This is a genomic window from Arthrobacter sp. MOO21, assembly GCF_057369995.2.
Genome location: NZ_CM170671.2, coordinates 2,473,756 through 2,489,335, shown reverse-complemented (window position 1 = coordinate 2,489,335; position 15,580 = coordinate 2,473,756). Strand labels below are relative to the sequence as shown.

The 15,580-nt window shown below is 65.9% G+C and carries 11 protein-coding genes and 1 pseudogene; 5 read left to right on the top strand and 7 right to left on the bottom strand.

The window, feature by feature from the left end:
* Position 1 precedes the first annotated feature (1 nt).
* From AC2JAJ_RS11510 to AC2JAJ_RS11495, 4 genes are read right to left on the bottom strand one after another with little or no spacing between them, the layout of a single operon-like run.
* Positions 2-631 (bottom strand): Poxvirus protein I5, encoded by a 630-nt coding sequence (locus AC2JAJ_RS11510; protein WP_486415784.1) that lies wholly within the window; start codon positions 629-631, stop codon positions 2-4.
* 12 nt (positions 632-643) lie between these two features.
* The gene (locus AC2JAJ_RS11505; protein WP_486415785.1) at positions 644-1,558 is read right to left on the bottom strand and encodes a carbohydrate ABC transporter permease; all 915 of its coding nucleotides are present in this window, start codon (positions 1,556-1,558) and stop codon (positions 644-646) included.
* Positions 1,555-2,508, bottom strand: coding sequence for a carbohydrate ABC transporter permease (locus AC2JAJ_RS11500; protein ID WP_221386091.1), 954 nt, complete (start codon positions 2,506-2,508; stop codon positions 1,555-1,557). Before AC2JAJ_RS11500 ends, AC2JAJ_RS11505 begins: the two co-directional genes overlap by 4 nt.
* Before the next feature lie 45 nt (positions 2,509-2,553).
* Positions 2,554-3,843, bottom strand: a complete 1,290-nt coding sequence (locus AC2JAJ_RS11495) for an ABC transporter substrate-binding protein (RefSeq protein WP_221386090.1) — start codon at positions 3,841-3,843, stop codon at positions 2,554-2,556.
* 172 nt (positions 3,844-4,015) lie between these two features.
* On the opposite strand from AC2JAJ_RS11495, the gene AC2JAJ_RS11490 reads away from it, so the two are divergent.
* Positions 4,016-6,031, top strand: coding sequence for a beta-galactosidase (locus tag AC2JAJ_RS11490; protein ID WP_486415786.1), 2,016 nt, complete (start codon positions 4,016-4,018; stop codon positions 6,029-6,031).
* A gap of 242 nt (positions 6,032-6,273) precedes the next feature.
* A pseudogene (locus tag AC2JAJ_RS11485) lies at positions 6,274-7,260 on the top strand (HNH endonuclease); the annotation flags it as partial.
* On the opposite strand, the gene AC2JAJ_RS11480 reads toward AC2JAJ_RS11485, so the two are convergent.
* From AC2JAJ_RS11480 to AC2JAJ_RS11470, 3 genes are all read right to left on the bottom strand, one after another.
* Positions 7,257-8,615 (bottom strand): ABC transporter substrate-binding protein, encoded by a 1,359-nt coding sequence (locus tag AC2JAJ_RS11480; protein ID WP_486415787.1) that lies wholly within the window; start codon positions 8,613-8,615, stop codon positions 7,257-7,259. The pseudogene AC2JAJ_RS11485 and the gene AC2JAJ_RS11480 overlap by 4 nt on opposite strands.
* 206 nt (positions 8,616-8,821) lie before the next feature.
* The gene (locus AC2JAJ_RS11475) at positions 8,822-9,766 is read right to left on the bottom strand and encodes a carbohydrate ABC transporter permease (RefSeq protein ID WP_486415788.1); all 945 of its coding nucleotides are present in this window, start codon (positions 9,764-9,766) and stop codon (positions 8,822-8,824) included.
* Entirely contained in the window at positions 9,756-10,700 is a 945-nt protein-coding gene (locus AC2JAJ_RS11470) for a carbohydrate ABC transporter permease (RefSeq protein WP_473696119.1), read from the bottom strand. The genes AC2JAJ_RS11475 and AC2JAJ_RS11470 overlap by 11 nt, the downstream gene beginning before the upstream one ends.
* A gap of 485 nt (positions 10,701-11,185) precedes the next feature.
* On the opposite strand from AC2JAJ_RS11470, the gene AC2JAJ_RS11465 reads away from it, so the two are divergent.
* The 3 genes from AC2JAJ_RS11465 to AC2JAJ_RS11455 are packed head-to-tail and all read left to right on the top strand — an operon-like array spanning position 11,186 to position 15,533.
* Positions 11,186-12,346 (top strand): acetylxylan esterase, encoded by a 1,161-nt coding sequence (locus tag AC2JAJ_RS11465; protein ID WP_486415789.1) that lies wholly within the window; start codon positions 11,186-11,188, stop codon positions 12,344-12,346.
* Complete coding sequence (locus AC2JAJ_RS11460) at positions 12,343-14,421, top strand: DUF6807 family protein (RefSeq protein WP_486415790.1); 2,079 nt, start codon at positions 12,343-12,345, stop codon at positions 14,419-14,421. The genes AC2JAJ_RS11465 and AC2JAJ_RS11460 overlap by 4 nt, the downstream gene beginning before the upstream one ends.
* A complete protein-coding gene (locus AC2JAJ_RS11455; RefSeq protein ID WP_501053124.1) occupies positions 14,418-15,533 on the top strand; it encodes a M24 family metallopeptidase in 1,116 nt (371 codons plus the stop codon). The genes AC2JAJ_RS11460 and AC2JAJ_RS11455 overlap by 4 nt, the downstream gene beginning before the upstream one ends.
* Positions 15,534-15,580: the final 47 nt, after the last annotated feature.

Sequence of the window (15,580 nt, the reverse complement as noted above, 5' to 3'; positions counted from 1 at the left end):
GTCAGCCTTGGCGGCTGGAGCGTATTTTGACTGCGGCGGCAGCGAGGAGCAGGGTTCCCGGCACCACGACAAACAACGCTGCGAGCATCCAGACGAACACCACCGCGCAGAACAGGGCGGCGGCCAGCAGCAGGGAGCCGGTCCAGTCGCGCAGGGAGACGGACTTGCCGGCATCCAGGGCGGCCCGCCAGGTGTCCTTGCCTCCGCTCCCGGGGCCGGTGGCGTCGGACCAGGCGGCCGCGGTGCGCAGCAGCAGGATGGCGCCGGCCGCGGCGAGGAGGAGGGTGGCGGGCAGCACAACCTGGCTGCCGGGAAGTTGCCCAACCCATGCGAGGAGAAGGTTAAGGACAATCACGACGCCGGCTGCCGCCGTCGTGATTCCAAGTTTCCTGCTGCCCGGCAGTGCAGCCTTGAAGAGGTTCCACAGGCCCCGGACGGAGTCGTCCCGGCCGGCGAGGTGCCGCTCCAGGTGGGCGGTTCCGGCCGCGTAGGCGGCGGGAATGGTGACGAGCGGGATGGACAGCACCAGCACCAGCACCCCCGCCAGGAGGGTTTCGGAGAACAGGGCGAACCGGTTCACCGGGATGGGCTCGTGGCCGGGGGTGGGTGTGGTGCTGTCCATGACGCTCATTTTCATTTTTCCCTAGCCCTTGAGTCCCTGGGTGGAGACGCCTTCGACGATGTAGCGCTGGAAAATCAGGAAGAAGAGCAGCACGGGGAGCAGGGCCAGGACGGACATGGCGATCATCGCGCCGTAGTCCGAGGACTGAGTCTGGTCCACGAAGAGGCGCAGGGCCAGCGGCAGCGGGTACTTGTCCGGGGTGTTCAGGTACAGCAGCGGGCCCAGGAAGTCGTTCCAGCTCCAGATGAAGGAGAAGATCGAGGTGGAGATCAGTGCCGGCTTCATCAGCGGCAGCATGATCGAGCCGAAGATCCGGGCATGCCCGGCGCCGTCGATCCTTGCCGCCTCGTCCAGTTCCGCCGGCAGGCCACGCATGAACTGGACCATGAGGAACACGAAGAACGCGTCGGCCGCCAGGAACTTGCCGATCAGCAGCGGCACGTACGTGTCCACCAGGCCCAGCTGCTGGAACACGATGTACTGCGGAATGATCACCACGTGGAAGGGCAGCAGCAAGGTGGCGATCATCATGCCGAAGAACAGGCTGCGGCCGGGGAAGTTGATCCGGGCGAACGCGTAGGCCGACACACTCGCGGACAGGATGGTTCCGACGACGGCGCCGAGGGCCAGGATCAGCGAGTTGGTGAAGAACTGCAGGGTGGACACCCCGCCGATCCCTTCCATCGCCGTGACGAAATTGTCGAAGCTGAAGTTGTTGGACCACAGCGACGTGTTCTGCCCGCCGATTTCCGCGTTCGGTTTGAAGGACGAGGCGATCATCCACAGGCCCGGATACAGCACGATGGCGGTAAGGACCAGGGCCGCGGCGTGGAAGATGATGCTCTTGGCCCGCTTCGCGCCGGCGGACTCCGATTTGGGGTTATAGTCGGGGGCTTTGGCGCCTGCGGACTGGGTGGGTGTTGCCATCGTTGTCATCGTGAATCACCGCTGTAGTGGACCCAGGACTTGGACGTGCGGAAGAAGATCAGCGTGATGATGCCGACCACGATGACCAGCAGCCATGCCATGGCCGAGGCGTAGCCCATCCGGAAATCGCTGAAGCCCCGCAGGTACAGGTAGAGGGTGTAGAAGAGGGTGGATCCGGCCGGGCCGCCTTCACCGTTGGAAATGATGTAGGCCGACGCAAAGATCTGGAACGCGTGGATGGTCTCCATCAGCAGGTTGAAGAAGATCACCGGGGAAAGCATGGGCCAGGTGATGTTGAAGAACTTCCGCACCGGCCCGGCGCCGTCCATGGACGCCGCCTCGTACAGTTCGTTCGGGATCTGCTTGAGCCCGGCCAGGAAGATCACCATCGGGGCGCCGAACTGCCACACCGTCAGCAGGATGAACATCGGCATGGTCATCGCGGGGTTGCCCACCCAGCCGCCGAGGTTGATCCCGAAGAAGGACAGGCCCTGGTCCACGGGGCCCGAATCGCCGAACATCGCCTTCCACACGATCGCGATCGACACGGACGCGCCGATCAGGGACGGGGCGTAGAACGCGGACCGGTAGAAGCCCTGGCCGCGGCGCTTGCTGTTCAGCAGCATCGCCACCGCCAATGCGGCGGCCAGTTTCAGCGGGGTTCCGAAGACCACATAGCCAAGGGTCACGCCCACGGACTGCAGGAAGCGTTCGTCCTGGAAGAGGGTGGTGTAGTTGTCCAGGCCGATCCACTTGGGCGGTTCGAACAGGTTGTAGTTGGTGAATGACAGGTACAGCGAGGAAATCATCGGCCCCACGGTGAGGGCGATGAATCCCAGCAGCCAGGGCAGCAGGAAGGTGTAGCCGGCACGGGCGTCCGCCCCGTTGCGCTTCGACCTGCGAAGCTGTGCGGGGGCGGGCGCCGTGGAGCGCCTGCTCAGGGTTGGGCTTTGAGTCACGAGTTCATTCCGTCAGTCGAGCCTGGATCGGGCATTGATGCTTGCTCAGGCGTTCTGCTTGATGAGGTCTTCGGCTTCCTTGAACCAGGCATCGGTTGCACCGTCGACGGTGAGCTTGCCGTAGTTCAGGTCCGAGGCGATGCGCTTGAAGGAGGCTTCCAGCGTGCCGAAGCCGACGATCGGCGGCTCGGGGGCGTCCTTGAGGTACTTCTCGATGGACTTCTCGTAATCGACCACGGCCTTGTCCGTGCCGTCGAAAGTGGTGCCGTCACGCTGGGTCTTCGAGGCGGGAACGCCGCGGGAGGTCTTGAAGATCTGGCCCACCTCGGGGTCGTTGACCATGAAGTCGATGAACCGGGCGGCAGCGTCCTTGAACTTGGTCTTGGCGCTGGCCACCATGAGCATGGACGGCTTGAGGAACAGTCCCAGGTTGTCCTGGTTGTCGGACGGGACAGGGACGAGCTTGAGCTCCTTGGCGCCGCTGTCCCCCAGGTAGCCGGCCATGAAGTTGTCCCAGGTGACCTCTGTTGCGGTGGCGTTGGAGCCGAACGGGGACTTGGGGGCCAACTGGGTGACGCGGTCCTCGGGGATGATGGCGCCGGTGCCGCGCAGGCTTGCGGTGAGGTTCCACCACTTCTTCAGGTCGTCCTTGCTGAAGCCCAGCTTGCCCTCCGGGGTGAAGGCCTGGATGTTGTTCTGCCGGAGCCAGATGTTGAACATCCACCAGACGCCGGTGTAGTCGGTGCCGCCATAGAGGGCACCGTTGCTCTTGCTGCCCACCTGGCTCAGGAAGTCGTTGAATTCCTTGTAGGACCAGCTGCCGTCGGGCTCGGCAATGCCCAGCGAGGCCAGCTTGGCGGGGTCGTAGTAGACGGCGAAGGCGTTGGTGCTGGTGGGGATGCCGTAGGTCTTGCCCTTGATCTGGCCGGACGGCAGGAGTGACTTCTCGAACGCCTCAGTGTTGATCTTGACGGTGCTCAGGTCCAGCAGCTGGTTGCGCTGGCCGTAGTCGCGCAGGTAGGACAGGTCCCACTGCATGACGTCGGGCAGGCCGCCGCCGGCAGCCTCGGTGGCGCGCTTCTGCCAGTAGCCGGCGAAGTCGGTGAAGTTGCCGTTGACCTTGATGTCCGGGTTCTTCGATTCGAAGAGTGCGATGGCCTTGCGGGTGCGCTCGGCGCGGTCGTCGTTGCCCCACCAGGTGTAGTTGATGGTGACGGGCTTTTCGGCGGTTCCGGTCTGCCCGGAAGAGCTGGATCCGTTCCCGCATGCCGCCAAGGCTGCGGCGGATGCGGTGCCGACGGCCACGGTTGTGAGGAAATGCCTTCTGTTGATCACGGGAGCCTCCTTGCTCGATGTGTGCTGGCCCGGTCCGCCTACCAGGGGAGGTAGTGAGCTGGCTAACACTGCTTCTGAAACGATACAATAGCTGCTGTGCGATGGTTGGGCAAGCGTTTTCCAAAGGTCTGACATCAGCTACCTTCCGTTCGCGAGCAGACAAAGGAGTCCCATGACCATGCAGGAAACCACGAGTGCACCGAACGTCTGGAGCAACGTCCAGGGCATCGCTTTCGGCGGCGACTACAACCCCGAGCAGTGGCCGGCCAGTGTCCGGCTGGAGGACCTGGAACTGATGCAGGAAGCGGGCGTTAACTTTCTTAGCGTCGGCATCTTCTCGTGGGCCCTGCTGGAACCGGCCGAGGGAAAGTACGACTTTGGCTGGCTGGACGACGTCATGGACAACCTCGCGGGGATCGGAGTGAAGGTGGCCCTGGCCACCGCCACCGCCGCTCCCCCGGCGTGGCTGGTCCGGAAACACCCGGAAATCCTTCCGGTGACGGCTGACGGAACCGTGCTGGGACCGGGCTCGCGGCGGCACTACACGCCGTCGTCGGCCGTTTACCGCCGCTATGCCGCGGGGATCACCCGCACCATCGCTGGACGGTACAAGGACCACCCCGCCCTGGCACTCTGGCATGTGGACAATGAACTTGGCTGCCACATCTCCGAGTTCTACGGCGAAGAGGACACCGCCGCCTTCCGCGCCTGGCTGGAGCGCCGGTACGGGACCATCCAGGCCCTCAACGCGTCCTGGGGCACGGCGTTCTGGTCCCAGAACTACGGCTCCTTCGATGAGATCCTGCCGCCCGCCGTCGCGCCCTCCACGCTGAATCCGGGACAGCAGCTGGACTTCCAGCGGTTCAACTCCTGGGCGCTGATGGACTACTACCGCGAGCTGGTGGCGGTGCTGCGTGAAGTCACACCCGATATTCCGTGCACCACCAATTTGATGGCCTCCAGCGCCACCAAGTCGATGGATTACTTCGGCTGGGCCAAGGACCTGGACGTGATCGCCAACGACCATTACCTGGTGGCGGCGGACCCCGAGCGGCACATCGAACTCGCGTTCAGCGCGGACCTTACCCGCGGCATTGCGGGCGGCGAACCGTGGATCCTCATGGAACACTCGACGTCGGCCGTCAACTGGCAACCGCGCAACCAGCCCAAGATGCCCGGGGAGATGCTCCGGAATTCCCTGGCGCACGTGGCCCGGGGCGCGGACGCTGTGATGTTCTTCCAGTGGCGCCAGAGCTTCGCGGGCTCCGAAAAGTTCCACTCGGCCATGGTGCCGCACGCGGGGCGCGACACCCGGGTGTGGCGCGAAGTCGTGGAGCTGGGGGACGCGTTGAAGCGGCTGGCGCCGGTGCGCGGTTCGCGCGTGGAATCGCGCGTTGCCATTGTCTTTGACTACGAGGCCTGGTGGGCGAGTGAAATCGATTCGAAGCCCAGCATCGATGTCCGGTACCTGGACCTGCTGCGGGCCTTCCACCGTGCCCTGGTCCTGCGCGGCATCTCCGTGGACATCGTGCATCCGTCCGCGTCCCTTGAGGGGTACCACCTGGTGCTGGTGTGCACGCTCTACGCCGTCTCCGATGACGATGCCGCCAACATCGCCGCCGCTGCCGCCGCGGGCGCCACGGTCCTGGTGAGCTATTTCAGTGGGATCGTGGACATGCAGGACCACGTGCGGCTGGGAGGATATCCCGGTGCTTTCCGTGAGCTCCTCGGGGTGCGCGTGGAGGAGTTCCATCCCCTGCTGGCCGAATCCCGGCTGAAGCTGAGCGACGGCACTGTTTCGTCCATCTGGAGCGAGGATGTCCATCTGGCCGGCGCGGAGGCGGTGCAGACCTTCACCGAATACCCGCTGGAGGGGGTTCCGTCCCTCACACGCCGGGCTGTGGGGTCCGGGGCCGCCTGGTACCTGGCTACGTTCCCGGACCAGGACGGGATCGAGTCCCTTGTGGACAGGCTGCTCGCTGAGTCCGGCGTGGCTCCCCTCGCCGCGGCCGACCCCGGCGTGGAGCTGGTCCGCCGGCGTTCGGCCGACGGGCAGGGTTTCCTCTTCGCCATTAACCACACGCGGGCGGAAGCCTCGGTTCATGCGTCCGGCACGGAACTGTTAACGGGCGGCGCATTTTCCGGCACAGTTCCGGCAGGTGGTGTCGCGGTCATCGCGGAGGGCTAGAGTCCCGGGCAGAAGTCCGACGACGGCACCCACCCTGGGTGCGGCCGTCGCGTCCCTGCACAGCGGCTTCGGAGGGTGCTTTTACCGTTTTCCACATAGGGGTTTTGGGTGGCTGTGGTTGTCAGACCGTGGTGGAAGACTTTGGTTATGGAAGCGGTTTTGGGGACGGTGGCAGTGCAGCAGGCGGTGCAATGCGCCGCCGAACTGTCCGCTGTTGGTGCCACTCCAAACCCACCCGCCACCCCTTCGCCCACGGCGTCGCCACCTACGCCGCCCTCACCCGGAACGCGGACACCGCCCGGTCAGCCGGGGATGACCGGAGCCGGGGGGAGGTCATGGCCGACACCCTGGTCGAACGCGTCACCGGCACCCCCGGCGGCATCACCGGGGTCGAGATCCAGCTCGTCATGACCGACCGCACCCTCCTGCAGGCAGACGCCGAACCCGCACGCCTCCCCGGCTACGGCACCATCCCCGTAGCAACCGCCCGCGACCTCGCCCTCACCGGCAAGAACAGCACAGACGACGCCCTCACAAGTGGTACCACCGGGAGTGACACCGGCAACCCGGAAACCGGCCCTCAAGACCTGGATCTCTTTTTCCGCAGGCTCTACACCGCCCCCGGCACCGGGGAACTGGTCGCGATGGATTCCAAAGCCCGGCTCTTCCCGGCAGGATTGCAACGCTTCCTCCAGGTCCGGGACGACACCTGCCGCACCCCGTACTGCGCCGCACCGATCCGGCACCACGACCACGTCGTCTCCTGGCAGGGCGGCGGACCCACCACAGCGGCCAACGGCCAGGGCCTCTGCGAAGCCTGCAACCACACCAAGGAAACCCTGGGCTGGACCGCACAACCAGAACCAGGCACGCGGCACACCGTCACCACAACCACCCCAACCGGCCACACCTACCGGTCAACAGCATCACCTTTGCCGGGATCTGCACATGCCGGACCAGACCAGCATCGCTACGCCGCCTGCCGGTCCACAGCTGAACAAGCCCTGCCTCCCAACGCCGTCCATGTTTTAGGGAGGGTAATACCGCCCTCGCATTCATGGGCGGAAGCGTGGCACCGCCCTCAAGACCGGCATTCCGTAAGGGTCCCAAGTGATCAACATCCAAGCCGGCAATTAAACAGCTCCACCCCGGCAGGAACCATGGTTCCTGCCGGGGTGGAGCTGCCATCCGCCGTCGGACGGCAGGAAGACCAACCGCGGGAAGACTAGCTGGCGATGGCGGACTTCATTTCATCGGTGGCCTTCTTGCCTGCGTCCTCGGGGGACAGCCGCTCGAACAGGACTTCAGAGGTGTACCGTTTGATGATTTCCTGGATGGCACCTGCACCCTTCGGCGGCGGCGCCGGGGCCTCGCCGAGTTCGTCCTTGATCTGGTCGATGAAGGAGACCACCTTGACGTCCGCCGGGGTCAGCTTGGGCTGGATTGCCGCCCGCACCTCGGAGTTCGGGTAGACGCCGCGGTCGGCCAGGAGGGCCTCGCCGGCCTTGACGTTGTTGGTGAGGAAGTTGATGAACTTCGCCGTCTCCTGGGGGTGCTTGGTGCGCGAGGAGGCGGACCAGAACTGGGATGCCTTGTACCAGAGCCCTGCGTCGGCAGCGGAGCCGGTCTTGGTGGGGAAGCGCAGGATCCTCAGGTCGCCGCCGGACGCCTTCTCCAGCGCCGGAGCCTGGTTGGACCACCAGAAGGCCATTCCGTTCTTTCCGGTCGCCAGCCCGCTCTGGTCAAGGGGAGCGGCCTCGGCTTCAACCACCTCGGAGGCGGAAGGCACGGCTTTGTCCTGGCTCAGCTTCTTCAGGAATGCCCACCACTCAGCAATATCGCCCGGTTCGAAGCCCAGCTTGCCATCGGGCGTGTAGAGGGACTTTCCGTTCTGCCGAAGCCACACGCCCAGGGAAGCTTCGTCCGTCCCATAAGCCGCCGCGCCATAGGTGCCCTTGGGCGACTTCGCCGTGATCTCCGCGGCGATGCGCCCGAAGTCCTCCCAGGTCCATTTCGAGTCATCCGGGAGCGGGACACCGGCGGCTTGGAAGACGGCCGGGTTGGCCAGGATGGTGGCGGCGTTAATACCGGCTGGGATTCCCGTCAGTCCGTTCTCGCCCTTGCCCGCATTGAGGGCCGCCTCGTCGAGCTTGGAGGTGTCGATGTCGTACTTGGACAGGTCCAGGAGGGCGCCGCGGCTGGAATACTCCGTGATGTACTTCTCGTCCATCTGGATGACGTCCGGGGCGTCGTTGGCAGCCACCTGGGTGGCAAGCTTGTCCCAGTAGCCGCTCCAGTCGCCGAATTCCGGCTTGATCTTGATCTTCGGGTTTTCGGCCTCGAACTGCTTGATCGCCTCCTGGGTCAGCTGGGCGCGCTTGTCGCCACCCCACCAGGAGAAGCGCAGCTCAACGGCGCCATCGGCATTCTGTGGCGAGGCTCCCCCGCCGCAGGCGCTGAGGGCCATGACGGCTGCGACGGCGGCGGCGACTGCGCCTGCTTTACGGGTGCGCCGGGAGGAGCCCGGTGAAGGTCTGCCTGCCGGCTGCTTTGCTGCAGACGCAGGGCGGGGAAAAAGCGGCACTGTGTACTCCGATCTTCGTTGATCTTGGGGATTTGGGGGTGGAGGTCGGTGAGGGGTCCGAGTGAAGAGAAAGCGCTTTCTGCAACTAAGAGTACAAGCGTCATACTTGTAATACAAGATGTTTCGGCGCGGGATTTCCCCTACAAAACGGCCGAGCGGCCCGCCACCAGGCGGGCCGCTCGGTCAGGGTTCGCAGGGGCAATCTGCTATTTGATGCCGGTGGTGGCGATGCCCTTGATGAGGAACCGCTGGCCGAAGAGGAAAACCAGGAACACAGGCAGCAGGGACACGATGGACATGGCGAACAGCGAACCCCAGCTCGTCGCGGATTGGGAGTCCACGAAGGCCCGCAACGCCACCGGAACCGTGAACATGTCCGGGTCCGTGAGGTAGATCAAGGCTCCGAAGAAGTCGTTCCAGGTCCAGATGAACGTGAAGATGGTGGTGGTGGCCAGGGCCGGCACCATCAGGGGCAGGATGACGCGCAGGAAGATGCGCGGGTGGCCGGCGCCGTCGATCCTCGCAGCCTCGTCCAGCTCGCGGGGAATGCCCCGGATGAACTGCACCATCAGGAACACGAAGAACGCGTCCGTGGCGAGCAGCTTGGGGACCAGCAGCGGCCAGAAGGTGTTTACCCAGCCGATCTGGGAAAACAGGATGTACTGCGGAACGATGACCACATGGAACGGCAGCATGATGGTCAGCAGCATGATGCCGAAGAACAGCTTCTTTCCCGTGAACTGCAGCCGGGCAAACGCATAGGCGGCCATGGAGCACGAGACCAGGTTTCCCAGGATCGACCCGATCACCACGATCGCGGAGTTGAGCATGTAGTGGCCGAACGGGTGCGTCAGGGCGGACCAGCCGGAGGTGTAGTTGCCCATTTCCAGGCTGTTGAGCCACAGGCCCGGCTCCCGGAAGATCAACTCGTTGGGGCGCAGCGAGGACACCACCATCCACAGCAGCGGGTAGATCATCAGGCCGCCGGCCAGGATGAGGATGCCGTGCTTCATCAGCGATTTGCCGCGCTGGGCCCGGCTGAAGGCCAGGGTTCCACGGGACTCGCGGACCCTGGGTTTGTGGTTCGTAGGCTTGCCGGCGCCTGCGGACTTCCTGTCCGGGGCGGGCAGCGTCTCCAGCTTAGTCGTCATAGAAAACCCAATACTTAGAAGCGATGAAGTTAATGGCGGTGAACACGCCGATGATGAGCAGCAGCACCCACGCCATGGCCGAGGCATAGCCCATGTCGAACTGGCCGAAGCCCTTTTGGTAGAGGTACAGGGTGAAGAACATGGTGGAGTCGGACGGACCGCCGTTGCCCCCGGAGACGATGAACGCCTGCGTGAATGACTGGAACGAGCCGATGATCTGCAGCACCAGGTTGAAGAAGATGATGGGGCTCAGCATGGGCAGCGTGATCCGCCAGAACTGCTGGAGCGTGGTGGCGCCGTCAACCCTGGCGGCCTCGTAGTACATGTTCGGGATCTGGCGCAGCCCGGCCAGGAAGATGATCATCGGGGCGCCGAACGTCCAGACGTGCAGCAGGATGATCGAGCCGAGCGCCGTGCTGGGGTCCGAAATCCAGCCGGGGCCCTGAATGCCGAACATTGCCAGGACCTGGTTGACCAGGCCGGTGGTGCCGAAGATCTGCTTCCACAGGATGGCAACGGCCACCGAGCCGCCCAGCAGGGACGGCAGGTAGAACACGGAACGGTAGAACGGGAGGCCGCGCAGCCCCTTGTCCAGGACGAGTGCGATCAACAGCGCCACAGCCAGCTGCAGCGGAACACCGACAAACACATAGGTGAAGGTGACCCGCAGCGAGTTATGCAATCGGGCGTCGCTGAGCATCCGGGTAAAGTTATCCAGCCCGGTCCATTCAGGCGGCTGAAGCAGGTTGTAATCAGTGAAGGAAAGGTAGAGGGACATCAGCATCGGGCCGATGGTGATGGCCACCAGGCCTACCAGCCACGGCAGCAGGAAGATGTAGGCGGCCTTGTTGTCGCGGCTGTTCGCTTTCTTCTCCGCGGCAGTAACCTTGCCCTTCCGCCGGCTCAAAGAGGAAAGTTCGCTGATGGCGCTCACGCGGACTGCTCCGTCCCGTGCGCCACGCCCGCGGCCGGCGTTGCTGCCGGCCGGAGCGTCCTGGGAATGTGTTGTGCGGCCATGTGGTCTCCTTTGGTCATCGTGGCCTGCAGATTGCGGCCAGCGCCGGGGCGATGGGGTGAGTCATCACCCGGCGCTGGCTCCTCCGCCACTAAGCGGTTGCGGGAGCTTTCGATTGCCGCCGGGGATGGTCTTCAAAAAGCGGCTCCGTACCAAAGTAAACGGTTTCTTGACTCCTGTATAGCCCTTTGCTAATTTTTCAGAAAGCGTTTTCTGCTCCGCGCTGACCTGCGCAAGGCAAACCATAATGAGGGGCAGGACAATGAAGTTTGGTCTCAGTAAATCGGCCAAGGTCACAGCCGGCCCGCGCGGCGCTGACACTGGCCCTCCGAAACCAATCAAACCCCGCGCAACCGCTTCGTACGGATGTGGAGCACCGGAGCCGGACGAAAGGAGGCAGCCAGATGGATGAGGCAACGCGGCCCAGTGCCATCGCCGGCTACGAGGACTGGCCGGCCTATGTGCGGAGCCACCCGCGACACACTGCTCCCGCTCCCCGGGCGCAGGAACTCGCGGATGCCCTGGGAGTTCCGGCGGCATCCGGACTGCCGGAGGTCACCGTCCACTGGGAAGAAACGTACGACGGCGCCACCACCTCCGAGCTGAGCTGGCAGTTGGGCTTCGGGCCCCGGACTACTGGCTGGCTGGTCCGTCCGGCCGGAAGTTCCGGCAGCCTGCCGGGAGTGCTTGCCCTGCACTGCCATGGCGGCAACAAGTTCGGCGGCGCCGACCGGCTGGTGGAGCTGCCGGCGAACCACCCGTCAGCTGCCGCCGCACGCGCCGGGCTTTATGACGGCCGGGCCTTGGCCACCGACATCGCACGCCGTGGCTTCGCCGTACTTGCCCACGATTCGTTCGCCTGGGGGAGCCGCAAATTCGACCTCTCCATTCCCCCGTGGCGCACGGCCTCCGCACTGGAGGCGCGGCGTGCGCTGTGGCGGCAGGACGGCGTCGTACCGTCCGAAGCGGATGACTACAACGCCGCCGCGGGCTTCCACGAGGACACTGTTGCCAAGACCGCCGGGCTGCTCGGCACCAGCCTGGCGGGCATGGTGGCGTACGACGACCTCACTGCCCTGGACATCCTGGCAGCGATACCCGGCGTGGACAGCTCCCGGCTGGGCTGCATCGGTTTCTCCGGTGGCGGCGGCCGCTCACTCGTACTGGCCGCCCTCGATTCCCGGGTCCGTGCGTCGGTGGTGGCCTGCATGATGACCACCTTCGAGTCTTTGCTGCCCGCCTACCTTGACGCCCACTCGTGGCTGCTGCAAACTCCCGGGCTGTGGAAGCTCGGCGACTGGCCTGAGCTCACCACCCGCGCAGCCACGGCCACATTCCTGGTGCAGTATGCCCTGGCGGACCAGCTCTTCCCGGAGGACGGCATGCGCCGGGCCCACGGGATGCTGGAGTCCCTGCACGCAGGCACCGCCCGCTACACGGGCAGCTTCTGGTCCGGCGGCCACGTCTTCACGTCCGCCATGCAGGATGAAGCCCTCGACTTCCTGGCTGCAACGCTGGAACCTTCAGCCACAGACCCCGACCAACACCTCCTAGGAACCCCGTGACCGCTCAGCACCCCGCCTCCGAACCCGGCAAGCTGCCGGGCGCCGGCACCCTTTCCACAGACGTTCCCAGAATTGCGCTCGTTGGCGTCCACGGGTTCGGCGAACGGCACCTCGCCAACCTGGCCCGGCTGCAGGAGGCGGGGAGGCTGGAACTGGTGGCCGTCGCCGACCCCACCCCTCCAGGGCCCGGCACCCTCACCGAATCTGTGGCAGTGTTTCCCGACCTTGCCGCCCTGCTGGCCGCACAGCCGGACATCGATGTCGCCATCCTCGCCACCCCCATCCAGACGCACGCGCCGCTGGCTGTTGCGGCTTTGTCGGCGGGCTTGGACGTCTATGTGGAGAAGCCGCCCGTGGCTTCCCTGTCCCAATTCGAGGACGTGATGGCGGCGGCCCGGAATGCAGGCCGCCTGGTCCAGGTGGGCTTCCAGAGCCTGGGGTCGGCTGCCCTGCCGGCCATCGCGGAACTGGTGGCAGGCGGAGGAATCGGCGACGTCCTGGGCCTCAGCGCCACCGGCCAGTGGGTGCGGAGCAAGGCGTACTTCAAACGCTCACGCTGGGCCGGCCAGCGAAGCCTGGACGGCGTGGACGTGGTGGATGGCGTGGCCACCAACGCGCTGGCCCATGCCGTGGCCACAGCCCTGCACGTTGCAGGAGCCCGCACGCTGGCTGACGTCGCGTCCGTGGAAACGGACCTTTACCGGGCGCACGACACCGAAAGCGACGACACCTCCGTGCTGCGGATCCGTACCGCGCAGGGAACCACGCTGCTGTGTGCCCTCACGCTCTGCGGCCCCGAACAGCTGGACCCTTCCGTCACGGTGCACGGCACCCTCGGCGACATCAGCCTCTACTACACGCGGGACGAGATGGTCATCACCACCTCCGACGGCGAGCGCCGCGAAACGTTCAGCCGCACCGACCTGCTGGAAAACCTATTGGATGCCAGGTCAACGGGGGCGCCGCTGCTCTGCGCCCTGGAGGATACCGGTGCGTTTACCGCCGTCCTGGAAGCCATCCGCACCGCACCTGAACCGGCGCCGATCGACGCTGCGCACGTCAGCTGGGAAGGCGAGGGCGACAATGCCCACCCAGTGGTGCACGGCATCAGTGCCCTGATGGACCGCGCCGTTAAGGCGCAGGCAACCTTTGCCGAACTCGGCGTGCCCTGGGCACGGCAGCTTCCGCCGGCCCGAACCCTCACCCTTGACGGCCGTCCCGTGGCCGGGTATCAGGACGGAAGCCACATACGGGCCGTCTCCTCGCCGCGTCCCTACCTGCATCCGGTCCGGACGCTGAACGGCACGGTGGTGACGGACCACCAGCCGCTGGACCACGTGTGGCATCTTGGCGCCGGGGTGGCGCTGCAGGACGTGGACGGGGTGAACTTCTGGGGCGGCCGCACCTACACCCGCGACGCCGGACAGTACACCTGGCGGCCCGACCACGGCAGCATCGCCGTCACCGCTACCGCTGTTGAGGAAACCGCGGCCCGGTCCGGCGCCGCCGCAGGAAAGCTGCAGCAGAGCCTGAGCTGGAACGGCCCGGACGGCGCCCCGGTCCTGCTGGAGGAACGCACCTGGGCGTGGTCCGGCGTCGCGCCTTCCATCTGGCGCCTGTCCCTGGACTTCGCGCTCTCCCCTGCCGGTGATAAGCCGGTCAGCCTGGGCAGCCCCGGGTCCAACGGCCGCTTTGAGGGCGGCTACGGGGGCTTCTTCTGGCGGCTGCCCGAATGCGCGGACGCCACTGTGTGGACACCCGCCGGCAGCGGCGAGTCGAAGGCCCACGGCAGCACCACGCGCTGGCTCGCCTGGTCAGGAAAATTCGGCGGGTCCGGAACGTTCGACAGCGGACCGGCCACCCTGGTCTTCGTGGCACCGGAGGGCTCGACGGACCCCTGGTTCGTCCGCGTCGACGGCTACCCGGGCGTCGGGCAGTCGCTGGCGTGGGACGCGCCCGCCATCGCAGAACCCGGCAGTCCGGTGCGGCGGCAGATCACCGTTTTCGTGGCCGACGGCATCCTGGCCACCACCGACATCGAAGCTTTGATCAACCAGCAGGGGGACCCGTCATGACGCAAACTACAGCCGTACCCGATCGACAGGTCCAGGCGCGCCGGGCGCCGGCCTCCCCGGCTGACCGGGCCGTCAAGCGCCAGCGCGTCCTGGACATCCTGGACGCGGCGGGCCGGAACTCGGTGCTCCTCACCACGCACACCGCGCTGACGTGGTACCTGGACGGCAGCCGCGTGCACATCAGCCTGGCCGGCGACCCGATCGCCGCGCTGCTGGTGGACCGCGACGGCGACCACCTGGTGACGTTCAACAACGAGGCAGGCCGGATCGCGGCCGAGGAGCTCCCGCCCGGCGTCAACCTGCGCACCGTCCCCTGGTATGGAAACCTGCACCAGGCCGCGGCCGCCGCCGGGAGCGGCAACGGGCTTCCGCTGGCCGAAACCGAGGTGGCTGCCGAACTCCGGGCCGCCCGCCAGCAGCTGCTCCCGGCCGAAAGCGCCCGGTATGCCCGGCTCAGCGCGGAGGTTGCGGTGATGATGACGGATGTCCTCTCCACCACCCGGCCCGACACTACGGAATTCGAGGTGGCCTCGGCGCTGGCAGCCCGGGTGGTGGCCGCAGGCGCGGAGCCGCTGGTCCTCCTGTGCAACGGCAGCTCCCGGAGCGGATTCCGGCACCCGTTGGCTACCCACTCCCCCTTGGGCCGCCGGGCCATGGCCGTGGTCTGCGCCCGGCGCGACGGGCTGGTAACCAACATCACCCGCTGGGTGAGGTTCAACGCCGGCACGGCCGAAGAGCTCGACGCCGAAGCACGCATCGCTGGGGTGGAAGCGGACATCTTTGACGCCACGGTCCCGGGCGCCCGGCTGGACGGGATCTTCGCGGAGATCAAGGCAGCCTACCTGCGGCATGGGTTCGGCGCGGACCAGTGGGAACAGCACCACCAGGGCGGGCCCGCCGGTTATGCAGGCCGTGATCCCCGGGTCACGTCGGCCGTCACGGACCTGGTGGTGCCGGGCCAGACCTTCACGTGGAACCCGTCGGGTCCCGGCGTCAAGATCGAGGACACGGTGCAGCTCACCGATTCGGGGCTGCGGGTGCTGACGGTGGATCCCCGCTGGCCCACCACCGCCGTGAACGGGCTGCAGCGTCCGGTGACACTGCAACTGTAGGACGTTCCCAAAGATGCCGGAAAACCCCGGGACCGAAGCGGTCCCGG

What these genes read in the sequence shown, in the direction of transcription:
- AC2JAJ_RS11510 (WP_486415784.1), bottom strand. Translation starts at nt 631, where the DNA reads ATGAGCGTCATGGACAGCACCACACCCACCCCCGGCCACGAGCCCATC.
- AC2JAJ_RS11505 (WP_486415785.1), bottom strand. Translation starts at nt 1,558, where the DNA reads ATGACAACGATGGCAACACCCACCCAGTCCGCAGGCGCCAAAGCCCCC.
- AC2JAJ_RS11490 (WP_486415786.1), top strand. Translation starts at nt 4,016, where the DNA reads ATGACCATGCAGGAAACCACGAGTGCACCGAACGTCTGGAGCAACGTC.
- AC2JAJ_RS11475 (WP_486415788.1), bottom strand. Translation starts at nt 9,766, where the DNA reads ATGACGACTAAGCTGGAGACGCTGCCCGCCCCGGACAGGAAGTCCGCA.
- AC2JAJ_RS11465 (WP_486415789.1), top strand. Translation starts at nt 11,186, where the DNA reads ATGGATGAGGCAACGCGGCCCAGTGCCATCGCCGGCTACGAGGACTGG.
- AC2JAJ_RS11455 (WP_501053124.1), top strand. Translation starts at nt 14,418, where the DNA reads ATGACGCAAACTACAGCCGTACCCGATCGACAGGTCCAGGCGCGCCGG.